Origin of the sequence: Paenibacillus terrae (genome assembly GCF_000943545.1) — a bacterium.
Taxonomy (GTDB): Bacteria; Bacillota; Bacilli; order Paenibacillales; family Paenibacillaceae; genus Paenibacillus; species Paenibacillus terrae_A.
In genome coordinates this window covers 80427-98480 of record NZ_JTHP01000014.1, presented here as the reverse complement: position 1 = coordinate 98480, position 18054 = coordinate 80427, and the positions used below count along the sequence as shown (strand labels likewise).

At 36.0% G+C, this 18054-nt stretch carries 17 protein-coding genes; 12 read left to right on the top strand and 5 right to left on the bottom strand.

All coding sequences use genetic code 11. From position 1 onward, the window contains the following. The 7 genes from QD47_RS09665 to QD47_RS09630 all read left to right on the top strand — a co-directional run. A partial coding sequence (locus tag QD47_RS09665; RefSeq protein WP_235332230.1) for a hypothetical protein occupies positions 1-446 on the top strand: 446 nt, incomplete at its 5' end. A gap of 61 nt (positions 447-507) precedes the next feature. Next, a complete protein-coding gene (locus tag QD47_RS09660; protein WP_044645925.1) occupies positions 508-1026 on the top strand; it encodes a hypothetical protein in 519 nt (172 codons plus the stop codon). 22 nt (positions 1027-1048) lie between these two features. Then, positions 1049-1522: a restriction endonuclease subunit S domain-containing protein gene (locus QD47_RS09655; RefSeq protein WP_044645924.1), complete on the top strand. Its 474-nt coding sequence runs from the start codon at positions 1049-1051 to the stop codon at positions 1520-1522. Positions 1523-2295: 773 nt separating this feature from the next. Beyond that, positions 2296-2526 carry a hypothetical protein gene (locus tag QD47_RS33065; RefSeq protein WP_235332229.1) on the top strand — a complete coding sequence of 77 codons (231 nt, stop codon included), beginning with the start codon at positions 2296-2298 and terminating at the stop codon, positions 2524-2526. Between the two features lie 890 nt (positions 2527-3416). Continuing rightward, positions 3417-4271 carry a tyrosine-type recombinase/integrase gene (locus tag QD47_RS09640; protein WP_044645921.1) on the top strand — a complete coding sequence of 285 codons (855 nt, stop codon included), beginning with the start codon at positions 3417-3419 and terminating at the stop codon, positions 4269-4271. Between the two features lie 436 nt (positions 4272-4707). Continuing rightward, entirely contained in the window at positions 4708-5457 is a 750-nt protein-coding gene (locus tag QD47_RS09635) for a hypothetical protein (RefSeq protein WP_044645920.1), read from the top strand. 65 nt (positions 5458-5522) lie between these two features. Then, positions 5523-5936 (top strand): hypothetical protein, encoded by a 414-nt coding sequence (locus tag QD47_RS09630; RefSeq protein ID WP_044645919.1) that lies wholly within the window; start codon positions 5523-5525, stop codon positions 5934-5936. A 294-nt stretch (positions 5937-6230) separates the two neighbouring features. On the opposite strand, the gene QD47_RS09625 is transcribed toward QD47_RS09630, so the two are convergent. The 5 genes from QD47_RS09625 to QD47_RS09605 form a co-directional block, all read right to left on the bottom strand. Continuing rightward, the gene (locus QD47_RS09625; protein WP_052646744.1) at positions 6231-6908 is read right to left on the bottom strand and encodes a hypothetical protein; all 678 of its coding nucleotides are present in this window, start codon (positions 6906-6908) and stop codon (positions 6231-6233) included. Positions 6909-6926: 18 nt separating this feature from the next. Continuing rightward, positions 6927-7457 carry a matrixin family metalloprotease gene (locus QD47_RS09620; protein WP_044645918.1) on the bottom strand — a complete coding sequence of 177 codons (531 nt, stop codon included), beginning with the start codon at positions 7455-7457 and terminating at the stop codon, positions 6927-6929. A 904-nt stretch (positions 7458-8361) separates the two neighbouring features. Beyond that, entirely contained in the window at positions 8362-8562 is a 201-nt protein-coding gene (locus QD47_RS09615) for a hypothetical protein (protein ID WP_044645917.1), read from the bottom strand. 9 nt (positions 8563-8571) lie between these two features. Continuing rightward, positions 8572-9276: a hypothetical protein gene (locus QD47_RS32490; protein ID WP_200893407.1), complete on the bottom strand. Its 705-nt coding sequence runs from the start codon at positions 9274-9276 to the stop codon at positions 8572-8574. 874 nt (positions 9277-10150) lie between these two features. Continuing rightward, positions 10151-10624 carry a hypothetical protein gene (locus tag QD47_RS09605; protein ID WP_235332228.1) on the bottom strand — a complete coding sequence of 158 codons (474 nt, stop codon included), beginning with the start codon at positions 10622-10624 and terminating at the stop codon, positions 10151-10153. A 483-nt stretch (positions 10625-11107) separates the two neighbouring features. Here QD47_RS09605 and QD47_RS09600 point away from each other — a divergent pair, with 483 nt between their 5' ends. The 5 genes from QD47_RS09600 to QD47_RS09580 all read left to right on the top strand — a co-directional run bounded on the left by QD47_RS09600 (position 11108) and on the right by QD47_RS09580 (position 16837). After that, the gene (locus QD47_RS09600; RefSeq protein WP_082067147.1) at positions 11108-12481 is read left to right on the top strand and encodes a helix-turn-helix transcriptional regulator; all 1374 of its coding nucleotides are present in this window, start codon (positions 11108-11110) and stop codon (positions 12479-12481) included. 484 nt (positions 12482-12965) lie between these two features. Continuing rightward, on the top strand, positions 12966-14159 hold the full coding sequence (locus QD47_RS09595) for a WXG100 family type VII secretion target (protein WP_044645916.1): 1194 nt from the start codon (positions 12966-12968) through the stop codon (positions 14157-14159). Beyond that, positions 14159-14509, top strand: a complete 351-nt coding sequence (locus QD47_RS09590; protein ID WP_052646743.1) for a hypothetical protein — start codon at positions 14159-14161, stop codon at positions 14507-14509. Before QD47_RS09595 ends, QD47_RS09590 begins: the two co-directional genes overlap by 1 nt. Positions 14510-15320: 811 nt before the next feature. Next, positions 15321-15776 (top strand): DEAD/DEAH box helicase family protein, encoded by a 456-nt coding sequence (locus tag QD47_RS09585; protein ID WP_044645915.1) that lies wholly within the window; start codon positions 15321-15323, stop codon positions 15774-15776. Continuing rightward, a complete protein-coding gene (locus tag QD47_RS09580) occupies positions 15752-16837 on the top strand; it encodes a hypothetical protein (RefSeq protein WP_044645914.1) in 1086 nt (361 codons plus the stop codon). The genes QD47_RS09585 and QD47_RS09580 overlap by 25 nt, the downstream gene beginning before the upstream one ends. Positions 16838-18054: the final 1217 nt, after the last annotated feature.

Below are 18054 nucleotides of genomic sequence, written 5' to 3'. Positions count from 1 at the left end.
ACACGACGACTATTTGTATAACATTTGATATGAATTCCTTTGATATTAATTATACGCCTACTCTTTTTCTGTCATACGGTCGGGTAAAAGAGACACATTCAAGAATGTATCTTAAATATTTAAATAGCGGTAAACTTGAAATTATTGATTTCTTTTCAGTAAAAAAGAGAATTGGACATGGTTCATTGATGCTACAATCATTAATAAGTTTAGTTCCCTTGCTGAATAGAAAAATAGATTCTCTGAATAATGAGTTATTTATAGAATTGAATCGTAACAAGAACCTTCCATGGGAACAATTTGAAAGGAGCTACAGTTATGGTCATTCAATTACAGAAATTTACGGAATAATATATCCAGAAGGGGAAATTACAAGGGAAGTATTGACCCATTTTTACAATTCAAATGGATTTATTGAAAATGGAAGGTTGGTCAGAAAAATTTGATTCAACTAAAACTATGATTTTATAAGGGGTATGAAGAAATCTAGATAGTGGAGGATTAAGTGTGGAAATTATAGCTAAATATTTGCCTTTAGTCGGAGCTGGATCTGTAGTCGCACTAGCCATACTAATTTTCAAAGCTATTGCGTTAATTAACTCAACTCCTCTTGAAAAGCTATTGTACAAGAGCAACAAAAAATATATGGTAACACCACTGTCAATTGCTCTAACTGTTGCTTCTACTGCTATACTAATTGTCATCATGGGTTTCTTTACAGGTGATATCAAAACTATAAAAGACATCAAGGGGATAATATTAGGAGCTTCAATTCTTAGCTTTTTATTATGCTTAATTATTTATGTGACTTTATATTTTGTAGCAAAGAGGATAGGAAGAGTATACTATTTCACAGATAATATAAACGGCACAGATATTGAGCTTTACTTATTAAAAACTACTGATGAGGGTTATATTTTATTGTCTGATAAACCAGACATTTATTCTAGGGATGGATTTAAGATATTAAAGAAACAAGAAGACATACTCAATAAGAAGATTTATTCAAAGACAATCAATTCATAGTATTGGAGATGATGATCTAAAAATGAATCCAAACCAGCATTACACAATGACCTACACATTAAATAGTGGAATCAAAGGAACAGTCATTCTATCTAGTAAGCAAATACAAGACTGGATAGAATCATATCGTGTAGGCAGTAAATATGTGACTACAGTAGGAAAGGAACATTTTGGTTTAAATCCTGAGCTTGTAGCAGACTTTAAAGTACATAATGAATTTAGTGAGCAAAGGGAACATGTTGCAGCAATACAGCAGCCAATAGCAGCAAGCAAGGCCAATGAACAGTTAGCAGACGCATATAGTCAGCATAAGACATTGATTCAAGTGGAATGTAAATGTGGAGCTTCCTATATAGAGGAATCAGCGTACAAGAGGAGTAAATGGGGCTGTAAAGAATGCGGTGATATTGTGTTTCTGGATAGTAAGAAGGGAATGGTTGATACAGTGAAAGGGAAAGCGTGGTATATGACCAATAGGTATTATGTTGAGAGATGAATTGGCTTCTTTCATTTTGAAATAAACCACTACATGTAATGGATCAAAAAGATTCGGCTTTCCTCAAGTTGAAGAAACCCTTATATACAATAAGAAATCGGCTACAGGCTTGTGACAATCCGAATTGTCAAATCTCTTGATATGACTGGGTTTAACGTAGAGTTAAACGGTTGTACGGTGCGTAAAACTATTGGACACGGCGTCCAACCGCCAACTTTGGCGTGTCACCTAATGTCACCAAGTGACACGATTACCTGTCATTGAAATTTCAAGGGTGACAAATCTGACTATGCAAAGCTGCGCCGTAAGAATATATAGAGATAAAAATCGGTTTACCGATTTATATACAGAAATTGATTCATGACTAGATCATTCAGGACGAAATTTCGTCCCATATACATATCACCAAAGTTTAGTCCTAAGTCTAACTTAGTGCTGACCAAAATAATTTTGCTCACCAATTTCATTTTCAATATCAACCAAACCATAATTATTTTGGTTTGCCTCGTTGTCATTGGATAGGCAATTATTTTCTATCCTCTTACCATATTGATTGCTTCCATTATTAGTACTGAATTCATTTCAGTATTAGGCTACTAAGTTAAGCTTAGAGGGCTTACAGGTAAATCAGCGTTGAGTACCAATTTGGTATGGGAGCAAATCGGTTAAACAGATTTGCAAACAAATAATTGGACAATCATTATTCGAAATAGGAAAACGACTGAAGCATGTTAGAGATAATAACTTGGTGCAGGGTGAGTTTAAACGGTGGGTTGAAGACAATTGATATTGCTCCTCATACAGCAACTCGTATGATTCAAGCATTCGAACAATTCGGAAACCATCCGACATCGGACGGTTTGGCAGTAGGTAAAATATTCGAGATGCTCTCCCTACCTGAATCCATTGATCGTCTGGAATTTGTTGATCAGGAACATACTGTCCCTTCGACTGGTGAGCAGAAGACGGTAAAGGAAATGACTGTGAAGGAATTGCGTATATGATTCGAGCTTGAGACAAATTGTATTAGGGTTCAAGTAAGTAAGCGTGATAGAGTGTGTAATTATTGTTATTGATAATATCAAAATGACAATTATAACACTTCCACTCCGCGATTCTTGTTGCGATTCACGATACGTGTTTGCTGTGCGTGAAAGTATAGATAAATAATGGATTTTGCAAATTTTAGTTTTATACAATTTAATTTATAAAAATACAATAATCCCTTGATGCATCAAGCTTTTCTGAACATTTTTCTCCGAACGTACGATTGAAACCACGATGCAAAGAAATTCTTCCCAAATCCCTTTGTTTATCTACCTTTTAGCTATTTTTTCAATACGGCACGATGTAAGTATATTCAGGCACAATTTTGAACCATAATGACTCAGAAAGCTATATAGAATGTGCAATTTATGAATATATAGACAAATTTTACGATTGAGCTTCGATAAGGGTGTCGATACAGGTTATCTCTATAGTGTCTCGCCAAAGTTGGCGATACCCCATAATGGTTGACACAGCGTCAACATTGACTGGTTAACGTACACATACAAATCACACGACTTCGATATTTTCTAAGCTGTACATTGGATTGTACGCAGCGTCCAACTTTTCTTCTCTAAACTGGCAACGTCGCCAACTATAAAGATATATGAGTGCTAACCAGCTTGGTTACTACTATCTTGATTTCAAGATGGTTATTTCTTATTCTCCATTGTTCGGGCAGAACGTTGTATAGTCAATAATTTTCATCAATTCTAGTAATGCCACATAATATTAATTATGTTGCAAAATGAATAGGATGACAGTATAATTAGACTATATAATGCAACATAATTTATATGAAATCCACTTAAATCGAATGCAACATAATTGTATGGGAGTGGTGAAGATGATCCACGCTTTTGAGGAATACTTACGGCAGGATGAAAAAAGTTTGAATACGATTAAAAGTTACATACTTAATGTAAGTGGATTTATGAAATGGTTTGATGAAAGCAAAGGAATGGAGTTCAATAAGCTGCATAGAGAGAATGTGAAGGATTACATTAGTTATCTCAAAACTGTGAAGAAGCTTGCTCCTGTTTCTATCAATGCTAAAATCAGCGCACTTATCAAGTTTAACGACTACCTGATTGAATCAGGAGTGCAGTCAGAAGTTGCGATTAATAAAAAGGATATGTTAAAGATTCAACGTCAATATGCTTCACTGGCTACTGTTGGACTTGCTGACGTTGAGAAGTTCAGACAATTGGTACTGGAACATGAGTCAAAACGGAACTATGCTATCGTGTCATTACTGGCCTACTGTGGACTACGGATTAGTGAAGCTCTAAATATCCGTGTGACTGATTTTAATTTGACTTCAAGAGAATTAATTGTATCTGAAGGCAAAGGAAAGAAGACTAGAACTGTGTTTATGGGAGACAAGGCGAGAACAGCTATCCAGAGTTGGATTAAAGATCGCTCAGACAAGGGCATTACAAGTGATTATCTGTTCCCAAGTAACAGAGGAGGTAAGTTAGACAGAACGGTAATCAATAAACTCTTCAATAAATACTCAGCGATTGTAGGAAAGGAAATAACTCCTCACGATCTGAGACATTTCTTCTGCTCTTATGCATTAGAAAATGATATGTCAGTCCATGAAGTGGCGAACCAAGCAGGGCATAGCAATATTCATACTACACTCTTATACGCTAACCCAACAAAACAAAAGATGATAGAGAAGATGAACAGACTCTAAATTCATATGTGTACACTGTTACAAGCCTAGATAATCATGTCTAGGTTTTCATTGCGTCTGCTGATCAATACCAATAGACACAGAATATACGATGGGGGGTATTTTACATCCAAAACAACACTTTAATTTCCAGAAATGCCCCTAGCACATCCACTCCGACACTCAGGTTATTTTTTGACTCGATACCATACGCAAATTGCGGAAGCTTGTGTGGCAGCCAAAAACGCTGGAGCGGTTGATACGACTTCTGGCGGTAGTTATGACTTTTATCGGTTAATTACTGTGTTATACCGCAAAGGATTCTTTAAATGATTCACATTTCGACATTAATCGACATAAAATATCTTATTTTGTCGTTTACAGTCGGAAATATTTAGGATATACTATATGTGGAGATTAAACGTTACATGATCTCTAAATATAGTATGGAGAGTGATTGAATCTGAAGAATTTTACTACTAGGAACCGTATAGTAATTAAATACGATCCTAAAATGGAGAATTCGGTCCCCAGTCCGCTAATTGTGAGAAATATGCTAGAAGGATGCTCTGTTAACAATTTTGATGAGGCAAAGAAAGAGTTCGACATTACCGATGTTATAGATTCAACTTCGGATAACTTCAGTAATAGATGTCAATTATGTCACACCTCCAATTTAAAACACAACTTTGTACTACATAATAGGATAACTGGAAGAACACTACATGTTGGTTCGAGATGTATTATTAGATTCAATGTTCTTAAAGGAGCAGTCGATGTATCTTCTGGCATTGCATTACTACAAAATAAAGCCGATGAACATTCCTTAAAGCATGAAATTCAGTCAATGGTCGGTTCGATAATATTCCCCACTATGCCTGAAGCAATAGATTACAATAAATTTATAAAAAAATTGCATAAGTATTTCGAAGTCAGAGGAATTAGCAAGCCAACCGTTGAGCAACTGGGCCTTTTAATACTAGGCAATGAATGGGCTAATAAAAGTGAAGAGCTTCTAATGAAAATAAAAAATATGTGGTACGATCCCGGTAAAATAGAAACGTTAAAAACAAAGAAGGTAGCCCCTCTCAACAATCCAAAAGAAGGAACTACATGGAGCAAGAAAAGAACACTTCGTACAGAGAATGTATCAGCAGCTAGATCACTAGCTTATGATACTGAACAGTATGTCATGGATTATAAATAATAGTTTTAGACAGAGAGGGACAAATGTTCCTCTCTTTTTATTCTTATAACAAGGAGAAATGTAAAGTGAATGATATCTATATTATTGGTGGGACAGTGTTGTTTGTGCTATTAGGCGTATTGGTTATTACTTGGTTTAAAAAGAGAGGTGTCAATCTGAGTGATACGGATGGCATTCTTGGGAGTGTCGATGTAGGCAAATTGATTTTAGAGGTTCTTCCAATTGCTGAACAGCATAAAGGCAAAGCTAATTTTGTTTTAGATGTGGCAAGTGAAGTAATTGAATATGTACATAACTATTCCAATGATACTTTGACATTTGAACAAAAGGAGAAGGTAGCCGTTGAAACAGTTGATGGATTGTTGAGTAGGCTGAAAGTTACACCAACTGAGAAAGAATTGAAGTTGATCGAAATTCTAGTCCATAAAGGTATTCGATTATTGGATACATCGGTAGCTGCCACACCTGTAACAAAATAAAAAACTAAAGGGGAATTCTCAGATGATAATGAGAATTCCCCTTTTTTTGTTGTGTGCTATGACCAACTTCCGATATGCCAGCCCTGAACCTGAATACCACTTATACCAAGGGGTTAGAAGTCTATTAAAATAGTCCAACCTATGTTTCTACTCTAGCTGGCTTTACCCATCCAATAGAGCGAAGAGCCTATTTGAGGTTTAGACTGCTTTACAAAATCTATATCAGAAATTGGTATTCAGAGTTTCGCCTCATCCGATTGGGGTTGCACCGGAAATTTATGAAAGATGCTCGTATTAAGAAGCCTCATACTTGGAAGTAGACCTTTCTCGATCTTTAACAATCTCGTTTTTATAGGCATCTTGATACGTTTTATGCTCCTCTGTTTTGGTTAGTTCATTAGCAATGCTCTCTTCACTAAGTGCTTGGATACTGTTTTTCGAAAAGAAATCTGTTTTTACCTCTATGTTAGAATTAGGCCCTGATATTAGTAAAGAACCATCCTGCTCTGCGGTCGCAGTGAACACATATACCTTTCCTTTTTGTGGTAGGGAATCATCTTCAAATAAGAAATATGTGCTCTTATCATCATTCAGACCCCCGAATTTTTGAATTGGAATGGAAACATCCTTCCTTAGATTACCCTTTATATTATCAAGCACTTTAACGGAATAATTCGTATAGGGCATCGTCAATACTTCGGAACCATCCTCCGTTTCTTTCGTTACAGGGAATTTATAATCCGTTCCCGTCATTTCTTCTACGAGGCCTACAAACGCATAGTCAGCATAACCTACAACCTCTTTGGGGTTATTTATATCTATAACAAATGATGCATGTATATAGCTAGTTGGAATTTCGCCAGACTTCGTCATATTCTTTTCTATCTCAGGATTTGAACAGCCGGAAGCCAGTATTGCAATCGTAGTGAAAATAGACAAGAACATAAATGATTTCTTCATGCTAATTCTCATTGGTTGTACCTCCTTAAATTAGTATCTTTTATAAGCAAGATCGTATGAAGCCTTATCATTAGCGCTGAGCTTTGTTATGGACGTAACATACGCATACATTAAATCATTACGTGTATTATGATCCAACCCAAGAGCATGACCAAGCTCATGAGTGGCAACATTTTGTTTCTCAGCAGAGCTATACTGATCCATTTGATATCTATTGAATGTAATCCTACCTGATGGATAGGTTAGAGCAGCAGTATTATTTGTAGCGTAGTAGTCGGACAAAGTAACATCTTCAATAGTTGATGCATAGTCCGGTCTAATAATACCAAACTTATAATTTTCCCATGTATTTACCCCGTTATTAAATGAAGTTTGATAAGCTGTATTTCCTCCCCATTCTAGGTGCTTAGTAGAATCAACTAAATCCCACGACAATAAGGATGTGGTAGCAGCAGATGCTTGCAAAGGAAAAAGCAATGAACTGTGTAACGATAAAATAGTAAGTGCAGCAATTGTAACAATTTTTTTAGTCGTAACCTTGTAAATATCCTTTTTTTTCATTCCATATCCTCCCTAAATCGAGATATAACATATGAGTAAAAATAATACAATATACACTATTTACCTCTCTTATGAAGACGGTTTCAAGATTGAATTTGGACTATATATTGTTAATAATGTTGAGGTTTATAGTTAGACCTCTATGCCTGATATATAATGCTTCCTTCAAATTAGTAAAACTCCATTCCTCTAATTTTCTATAAAAGAACACCTCCCTATGTGATCCCCATTAAGATGTATGAGGTTTGGCATACAGGATTTTGAGTTCCTCATACTCATTATCCAACTCATTGCTTACCACTTCTATAACAAGTTTTGAGGATTTCCCTCACATATATAGACGCCCAAAAAGGAAAATAGTTACTTTTTTATCCATTATTTTTTCACAGAGTCCAAAAAAAGATAGAATAACCACCTATATGGACGATATACCGTAGAAACAAATTCCACATACTAGGGGTAGTACCAGCGTAGCTGACACCACCCGCAAACGTTTGGATAAAAATGTTAAATTTGAGGAATCCCAAGTTAAATCATGAATCACGAACCGTGATTGTTTGATCCAAGGGGGGGGGGTTCCGAAATATTCGTTTGAAACGCAACAGCAAGAAAACGGCACGCATGAGTAAGTCAATAGCAACCGAAAGCCATACGCCAGCGATTACCGATGCACAAAATGAATATAACGAGGTTATTAATAAATTCCCTATTTAATCCACTCGTTTGCGGGTGGTGTCAGCAACGCTGGTACTACCCCATGTTGGAGGAGATATATTTCATTACTTTCTGAAGATAAGCAGAAAAAAAGGCATCTCCTGAAGGAGATGCTTTTTTTCTTGAGTAGAAACATTGTTAGGATTGCTACTGGGAATCATTCGTCCTAAATTGAGGAAGTATAAATATATTACTCTCTTTTTTCATCATCTAATCGCCGACGAAATACCAAAGCCGAGACAGCAAATATAATAAAAGATAATGTTGAAGCAGCAGTAACCATCTTCAACACATTTCCTATTGGGGAGTTAAACAACAGAGCAATTGAGATGATTAAAACGGCACCAGTTATACCCATTCCCAAAATCGAGAACGCTAAAATCTTGTTCATCAAATCACCTCACAGGTAATTGAAACAAGCTACTACTCCAGCGATACCACCAGCACCAAGAACTGCATATGCACCAATACATGCAGCACATATCGGAGCAGTCACTGGTGTCGGTGCTGCACACGAACCACCGCACGCAACCGCAATAATATAAGCCACCGTACCACCAACGCCAAGCACTGCTCCAAGACAACCTGCCACTTTGCCTACACTCTGCGGTTGAATTCCAGAGTTAACTGGCTCTTCTGCAAGCATTTTTTCATCTGTGATATAAGGTCTGTCAGTGTCCACGGATTTAACAACTGATCCATTCAAATACGTCTCAACTCGGAAGTTTCCTGCCTCATTCTTGGTCACCAACATTTCATTTGTCTGCAATACGGTATTATCCTCATTGAAGAATACTGTTACGTTACTAGGAAGGCTATAATCCCCATGCAAAGGAACTGTAACAACCGTAACTCCACCGCCAACCGTGTACACACTCGATTTTTCCAAATCAAAAGCAGTCACAGGGGCGATATTCTCAATTTCACCTTCTTCTACTCCATGTAGCGTTGCATCGATCAATTCCTTGGCTTCATTACCTGTAACTATAACAATATTTTGGCTGTTATCTGCTTGTGCTTTAACACTCAAATTCGGAGATAAACTTAAACAGAAAATAGACAAAATCATTAATACTGGCAAAAAGACCTTTTTCGCCTTTAACATAATAAAACCTCCCATTTTTTAATATTTCGTCATAACATTTCCTCTTCAAGATTGATACCGTCTGTACGCAATTGCTTAGATACCAGTTCGATAGCATCTGCATGTTCAATGAGGGCTTTTTCTTTCTCGTTGTCCGGCGTACCTGGGAGTGTATTATAGAACTGAATGCTGCTAGGCCTGGATTTGGATTTCTTTTCCTGCCCTGAGTTGGTCTCCTGACACGTTGCCCATTAAGCTGAAGCTTAGGGCAAATGTACCCGCAATTAACCAAGTCTTCTTAAATTTCAATAACATTCACGCTCCTACCTGCTTTTATCTTCCTGAATCTCTAATTCCCTTACAAATTCTTCTTGTCCATTTACTACAGTTAACATTCCGACAAAAATCAGTTTCCATTTGTCTCTAAGCATTTCTGCCTCCCTATGATCAAAATTCGAAGCGCAAGATGTAGATTTCTATTTATGTAATCTATTAACTTATTTATCCATATTATAGTGGAAAAATCCGGCAGCGTCAAGAAGTTTGTGTAAATGAAAATAACCTTTCCTGTAGGTGGAGGTATTAGTCTGTGGTGGTGGACATGGTCTGGAGTTCAGCACGTGCTTGGTTGAAGTCGATATAGTAACGGGTAGCAAATCGTTGGTTATATTTTATTGCTCGTAATCATACCATCTTTTGGAACAAAATGATAGACCTTTCATATTTGTACTCACGATACCTTTTGGGATAGTTTACAATGATTTCGTGATTAAGGGGTACATTTATTGGGTAGCGTACATTCACAATGCATTGTAATCAAATGATAATTTTATAAAGACTAATCTCTCCTGCCCTCCTAAGAAATTAATCTTTTGGAGGGCTTTTTTTATTTTTACTAAGCGAATAATGCCACTTCCGTCATATGTGAGTATTTACCTTGTGCAAAATATGTGTCATAGATACGTTCAGGATCATCAGTTTCGTATCTATCCATCTTCCAATCATGTGCTGGTTCTTGAAACAACTTTTCAAATGCGGCTTTCTTGTTACGATAATAGTCATAAACGAAGTCAGCTTTGACATTATAACCGTAAGCGTCAATATCTTCTTTCCTCATCTTTACGATCAAGGATAAAGGCGAATCTTCGCTCAGCATCCGATTAGCAAATTCGTTCACACGCTCAACAGTTTTGAGCATAAACTTCATATCGTCAATGATGATAACTGCTGTAGGCTTGATTTCAAATTCGACGAATAGTTGTTCCAGTGCAATGTTACGTTCATGTGTTGCTTGACTTATACTATATGTATCTGGTTGCGCTGCATGAGATGGATTGGTGTGTGTGAGTTTCTTTAATAATATAGTCATTTGATTAACTCCTTTTCGCATATGCGAAGTTATTTGTGTGTGCATGTATCCCCATGCGTTTAAGGTTGCATATGGGTATACGACGATGTGCCTACATGGTTTCAAATAATTAGGATATTATGAAGATTAACCCCATAATGATTAAGAAAAAGTACTATGTAACTACATATAAAGTATTCAATTGGATTTCCGCAAGTTGAAGAAAGCTTGATTTATAGGTAATTGGGTTTAACACTACGTTAAACAATTGGACACAGCCGTCCAACTTTGCCAAATCTGAATTGAAAATGATGATACCCTTAATCAAGAAATCATCGTAAACAATCCGAAAAGGTATCTAAAGTAAAAAACTGAAAGGTATATGATTTTGTTCCAAAAGATGGTATAATTCATTGTGGTAATTCTATTCTATCATTGGATTGCAATAGTCTTTTTTTAATGAGTTGATATCCTAATAAGTTTCCTTTAAAGGGGTGGTTTATTTTGTCCAATACAACCACGATACTCGCAGAACTGATTAAGTACATGAACGAACATGATTTAAACATTAGCGATCTATCTAGGAAATCAAAAATGAATACCGGAACTGTTAGCGGCCTTGTTAATGGAAACCGTAAGTTTTCAGTCTATCAATTGGATAGACTAACAGAGGTGATGGGGCTTCCCGTTGGTTATTATTATGAGCGTTATATCCCCGAATGTTTGGCTGATACTAGCCCCAACTGGCGTAGAATGAGTCCTTATCTGGAAAGTTGTGCAAAGTTGAATAAATTGGATTGTATTCAGCAAGTCGTGAATATGTTATTGGATAAGTTAAGCTATGCTACTCCATTATTTGAACTGGCTGAACAATTTTTTGAAGACGGTTTGTATGAAGCGGCGGCTATACTTTATGAAAACGTGGCGCTCACTGAGAATAAGCAGTACTCAGAGCGCTTGGCTATATGTCAGTACCGCCTGTTTCAGAGCAGGCAAGGGGATGACCAAGAAAAAAACTATGAAGCAGCCGTGCAGTTTGGAACCTACGTTGTTCGTTTGGACGAACTAGACCAACTAGATGGTTTAAAGGATTTAGCGAATACATATCGTTCGTTACGTAAATGGGACAAAGTTGAATTATTCGCTAAAGCTTTGGGAGAAAAGGCTGAGATTCAATACAAATTGAGCAAACAGCAACATCGTGTGAAAAAAGAAAATTCAAGGCAGCCCAGCTTCCCTTTGTTTGCTTACTGGGCATTATCACATTTACTTCGTGCGCAAGCCTGTGACGAGAGGAAAGACTATGAACAGGGATTCCAGCATATCAAAAAATATGCTGATTTAAGCTGGGTAACGGATACGGATGAAGAAACCTTGAAATGGAAAAATAAATATGAGGATTGGGCGGTTGTAAATACGTATGTAAATAAACTTCTTTCAGGCGAAGAGAGTGTGCTGACCAATTATGTAACATACATTGCTTCAAGAAAAGATGAGGTTCTTCCTGCACTTGATAATATCCTTGAGGCGGCTAATCGATATCATTTTGATGTAGATCATATATTAAACCAATTCGAAGTGGACATTTCATCTTATCTGGAGCAACAAAAAGTCGAAAGCTATTATACTCAACGTTTTATAACAGAACGCTTTATACATTTTTCAAAGGAATTAGCGGTTTACTACTTTAACAAAGGTAATTTTGCAGATGGATTTACTTTTTTGTTAAGTTGTTTAGAAAAATCTACATTAATCAATAATAAATCGTATATAATTAAATGTGTAAAGCTGTATGGTTCCTATCAGGAGTATGCATCATCTGAGACGAAGGCGGCATACAGAAATTTGATTAATGAGGTGGATGAAGATGAAACGTAAAGTAATTCTAACCTTATTAGTATCCAGTTTTATGCTAGTAGCAGTAGTAACTGTCCCCTTGCAATTTCATGATAAAGAGCTCGGTTATCAACCGACTCACCACGGCGAAATGTAAGCTATTAAAGATTGTCCTAAGAATCAATATCACAGTAGAACCTAGAAAATCAACTATTCTCAAGAAGGTTAGATGGGATTATCCGTCTAGCCTTTTTTTATGTTTGGCTAAAGCTTGCTAAATGTATTCTTGAGCTAGAAAGGATTTATGGAATTGAACATGGAGGAGACAGAGGAAAAAAATATTCCTCAAAAGAGGCAAACCAAAATAATTTTGGTTTGGTTAAAACACAAGAGGATATTGCATGTTTTAAGTCTTTAGACATAGGTAGAAAGGTTAATTCTTCACATAACAATTAGGAATTAAGATGGTTTTCCATAAATTTGAATCGTGTTATTATGTCATAACGAACTCAAACAGAGGTATATTATGACAACCATTAGAGTAACGCCCGAGCAGTTAATGACTGTATCCAAGCAATTCGAACGGGCACAACTATTAGTAACTCAAATGAATAGCAATTTAGCACAACAAATTTCATCTATGGGGCAATTGTGGGAAGGACTGACTAAAGAGCATTTTTACTATTTCTTCCAGAACTCTCAGAAGAATATGTATGACTTTGTTACCCTGACGGATTCTATTGCTAGGGAGTTACGTCACCATGCAGATAAATTCAGATTAGCAGATCTGATGGAAGCAGGTGGCATTGATGCGAGTTGTTTACCACCTCCACCTAATTCATGTGCTGTTCCTGCTCCAGATACACGAAACGCATTTCAGAAATCGGCAGATAGCTTAACTGAACTAGGTCAGGATTTTGTAGACGCTAATTCAGTACGTTATGAGAAAAAGTTTGATTCGGTTTGGAGCTTCTTAGATTATATGTCATATGGTATTCCAAAAGGAATGTACCAAGGGTACATGGAACGGGCAGCTAAACAAAACGATTCGTGGAATGACATGCTCAATTTCGGTACATTTGGAGTAACGGGTATGATTCAGGGGGCATTTAATCCCAATGATGCCTGGTCAAAGGAACACTGGGCTAATATGATCGGTACAGCAGGAATGGTGGGTGGAGTTAGTTCAATAATCAAGCCTAAACTTGGGATTGGTAATACAATCAAGTTTAACGGTGAGGTAAGACCATTTCCCAAAGGTCACGATTTAGATTTAAAATCGTGGGAAGAGATGCCTGTAAGTGGTCAGAGAAGGATAACGCCAGATGGACTGAAAATTATGAATGTCAGTGAGATGAAAGGTTTTAAAAAAGAAATGAATGATATTGATGTAAAGGTTTTGATTGATAAAAAGGGGGCTATACTTCCCGAAAAAGCTGTAGGTGGCTTTAATCCCCGTACAGGACAGATTGTGTTACGACCTGATGCTTCTTACTTAAGTGCGATTCACGAATCTTATCATGCAAAACACTTTGGAGAACTGGGAAGAGAAAGATATATGAAGTTATCGACTATAGAAAAAGAAGAATATGTTTATAATGAAATCATGAAAAGTAAGGACAAATTTAACTCCTCAGAAATATACGAAGCACAGAGATATATTTACAAATTGAGAAACGGACAGTGGCCTCTAGCTAGTTGGAAAGGATATGAAGAATAATGGATGAAAAAGTGAATACAAATTTAACAGCTAAACAAGCTAAAAAAATAGCTCAGGACTATCAAGAAAAATATAAGTTATATGGAGTAATACATGATGACATTGAAAAGTCCGTAAAGTTTTACTCGGAATTTTACAAGATTGAGGGAGCTGCTTGGTTAGTCTTGGCTGATATCACTCCAAAGAGTTATGAAGGTGATGATGAGATTACTTTTGTTGTTTCGGATAGAGAAGGGGTTGTTGATCACATATTAGATCATAACGGAATACCTCAGCGTTATCATGTACCTAGCAATAGAGATTATACAGATGAAGAGTTTGAAGCCATTTTTAATGATGAAGATAAGTAGGCTACATTTCGATATCAATGCCATACAAGAAATTTCAGCTTATTCCTTAAAAGGGGATGAGCTTGTTTGTATAGTTAACACACCTGAATAAAGGGGGATGGCATTTGCATACACCTTGCTTCAAACGAAGGTGCGTCAAATAATATCCACCGTGACAAATTGTTGTGCTTGGATAGGACAGTCAAGCAGATGGTCAAAATGTCCATCTGAAAGACATTGCATATTTGTGATTGGAGAAAACTGTGGGATAGTATCAATCTGGTTGACATAAGACGACTTGATTTTTTTCTTCATTATATACATTTTTTATAGTACATACGGATAAACACATAGAATCCAGTTTGTAGATGATTTGAGAAATGTTGTTGACAGTATCGTAGGACAGTGCTATATTATAAATACACCAAATGAGCGTGACAGGCTCCAGTTGGAATTACGAAGAAAAGGAGAAACAAAGTGAGACGAAGGTAAAACGGGATCAAAGGAAATAAAAGTTAAGTAGTTGACAATACATATTGCATTACCACGAATACAATTAACAAAGTAGATTTAAAACACAGTAAGTAAATGAGATGAATACTAGATTGGATAGTCTGAATAAAATTATTTTTAGGATTGGCAACTTAATATTTTTTTATTTGTTCTATCTGAAATGGATCGTTAAGTTTATTTGTTGTGCGATCTTTGAAAACTGGATATAAGAAAGACGGGAGTAGTCTATACTTCTGCGGTGATAACAGTCATTCATGAAAATTGTCTATTTATCCTTAATTAAAGGTATTTTTTGTGCTGAACAGAAAGGAGATACTAGTTGACACAATCAACTAAGAAAAGGATTACTGTTTCAGATGTACTAACTGAACATATCCACACATGGCAACGTGGAGATATCATTACTATTGAAGCTGGTACAGGCGTTGGCAAAAGTCACTTTATAAAAAATGAACTCTATCCCATAGCGAAGAAGGAGAGGTCTAGAATTCTTTTTTTCCTCAATCGAACTAGGCTAAATGAACAGTTTCAGGAGGAAATCAAACGTGATGGCAAGTCGGATGTAATCACAATCATCTTGTATCAAAAGTATGAATGGGAGCTACTAAAAAATAGTGTTGTTGTGAAAGAGGACTATAAATACATAGTGTGTGACGAGTTTCATTACTTTCTAACTGAGTCAAGATACAACAAGAACACAGAAGATTCATTCTATGCGATGATCAATGAGAAAAGTAAGATAAGAATAGTATGTCTGCAACTGCTGATGCAATGATTGCATTCTTAAAGTATAAAGATATAAAACACGAAAGTTATTCTATTCCTCATGATTACAGTCACATCAAGGAATTGATTTTCTATCAGAATGACAAAGTGTTGGAAAAGTTTCTACGTCAAATACCCAAGAATCACAAGGTAATCTGTTTCACTAAAAGTTCAGCTAAGGCTTTCAAACTACATGATACATTTAAAGATTCGATGTTTGTGTGTTCACCTTCTGGAACTGCTTCAGAGAAAAAATATATGAACAAAGAAAAGGTTAGTAAGATGTTGATTGATGAAAAATTTGATGAACAATTTATATTTAGCACCTCAACCTTAGACAATGGCATCAATCTCAAAGATAAACAGATCAAATATGTTGTTGTAGATATTATGGATGTAGATGTTCTGATTCAGTGTCTAGGACGAAAAAGAATCATCGACCAATCGGACAAAGTCACGGTAATCATTAAGGACACCTCGAATAAAATGTTAAACAAATTAATTAGAGACTGTAACAGACAGATAGAGCCAGCTTTGTACCTACAAGAACATGGAGCATCAAGTTATGTACAGAAGTATAAGAAGCAATCTAATCGCATTATATATGATCGCCCAGTAAATAATGAAGTTGGATATGATAAAGCTATCAATGATTTGATGTTCTTTAAAGAAATCTATGACAAGCAGTTTTTTGAACAAGTAGCCAGTGAAAAAAACGGATATATGAACTACATAAAAACGAAGCTTCAACAAGATGTATATACAATATTGGATGATACATATGAAAAAGCTGATATTACAGATTACTTAGAGGCAATTATAGGTAAACGTTTATACAAAGAAGAACAAACAGAACTAATTAAAAAAGTAGACTTGCGTGATGGAAGAGGCAGACAACAAAAAGATGTTGAGCAATTCAATATTTATTTTCAAAAGAACAGTCTACCGTACAATATAAACAATGATTCTAAAATTAACAAGGATAGAAGAAGACGATTAGATAATGGTGATGCCAATCCAAACTATAACAAGAGGTATTGGATATTGGCTAAACATATAGTTTTTGACTAAATGTTGCGTCCAAACAGTGCGTCCAAACGGTGGAAAAATGCCTATATAGATACCCACAATCCATAAAATTGATAAATAATCCTTTGTTTATATTGCTTTTTGTGCGTCCAGAGCATGGATACCATAATCAAATTGAAAAAAACAAAATTAGGAGCAAAGGGGTGAATTGCCGTAGGCAAGAGGGGAAACGGTGACAAGTAATACTACTATGCAGCGTAGCGGAATAGTTTTATTGCCACTGAGTTTCCCTTGCACTTAAAGCTTTTAAAGATCAAGTCCAAAAGACTCTCCGCAAGCGCTGCGCTATTGCTACGTCATCCAGTCACAAGTGACTGTCTGTAAATTGGATTCTCTTTATTGTTTACAGTTACATAAGCAGCAAAAAGATGTGGAAGCTGATTCTGATTCCTTGGCTTTGTTGTACATAAATTATAGGGATTATAGCGCTAAAATTAATTTGGGGACTCATCTTTACGTTTCCCATGCAGCAGCATAGACTTACCATAGAGGCGGTTTGTAGATTAGATGAAATGAAGTAGCCGACTTCTTCTACCTGTTTTATATTCTTTAATGAGGTGGTTATTATGGAAGGTAAAAAATTTGTTCTTATGCTTTTACTTTTTTGCTTGTTCGGTATTATAGGATTAATCGCTTTAATGTATGGATTCCTCTGGTTAGTTTTCAACGGATAGTTTATAAAATTGGCATTTTACAGCGCAAAAAACACAAAAAATTGGAGTATATATATTTGAGTAAACAAACAACTCTGCAAGACCTTATAAACGAGTATGCTCTCGTAGCTGGAGAACTCAGTACAGATGGAATACATATAGAGCCGAAACAGTTTATTATGACAGTCATAATGGATGAAGATTATCCATATGAAGTTGTCAGGGCGTTTCTAGACAATTATTACTGCTCAGACAAACTAGAAGTGATCCTAAGATGTGTTTACGGTTAGGATTGAAAGGGATAGGGTAGCAAGTTAAGAAGGCATAGAATTGAAAATAGAAAGTAATTATTAAACTATAATAAGGAGTAGCAATATTGACATTAATCAATTTTCAATTGTTAAGAAACAATGTCCCAGAATTTGAACTAATAACATTAAGCAATGGAGATAAAGTATACATAAGAGCTTTAAATAAAGTTTCAGATCAAGCTAGAAAAAATATCAATCATACATATAACAATTTTGTAAAATTGGGTAAACTATA

Coding starts and splice junctions, on each gene's coding strand:
- QD47_RS09655 (WP_044645924.1), top strand. CDS start 1,049: ATGAATCCAAACCAGCATTACACAATGACCTACACATTAAATAGTGGA.
- QD47_RS09640 (WP_044645921.1), top strand. CDS start 3,417: ATGATCCACGCTTTTGAGGAATACTTACGGCAGGATGAAAAAAGTTTG.
- QD47_RS09625 (WP_052646744.1), bottom strand. CDS start 6,908: ATGAGAATTAGCATGAAGAAATCATTTATGTTCTTGTCTATTTTCACT.
- QD47_RS09620 (WP_044645918.1), bottom strand. CDS start 7,457: ATGAAAAAAAAGGATATTTACAAGGTTACGACTAAAAAAATTGTTACA.
- QD47_RS09615 (WP_044645917.1), bottom strand. CDS start 8,562: ATGAACAAGATTTTAGCGTTCTCGATTTTGGGAATGGGTATAACTGGT.
- QD47_RS32490 (WP_200893407.1), bottom strand. CDS start 9,276: ATGTTAAAGGCGAAAAAGGTCTTTTTGCCAGTATTAATGATTTTGTCT.
- QD47_RS09605 (WP_235332228.1), bottom strand. CDS start 10,624: ATGACTATATTATTAAAGAAACTCACACACACCAATCCATCTCATGCA.
- QD47_RS09595 (WP_044645916.1), top strand. CDS start 12,966: ATGACAACCATTAGAGTAACGCCCGAGCAGTTAATGACTGTATCCAAG.
- QD47_RS09590 (WP_052646743.1), top strand. CDS start 14,159: ATGGATGAAAAAGTGAATACAAATTTAACAGCTAAACAAGCTAAAAAA.
- QD47_RS09580 (WP_044645914.1), top strand. CDS start 15,752: ATGTCTGCAACTGCTGATGCAATGATTGCATTCTTAAAGTATAAAGAT.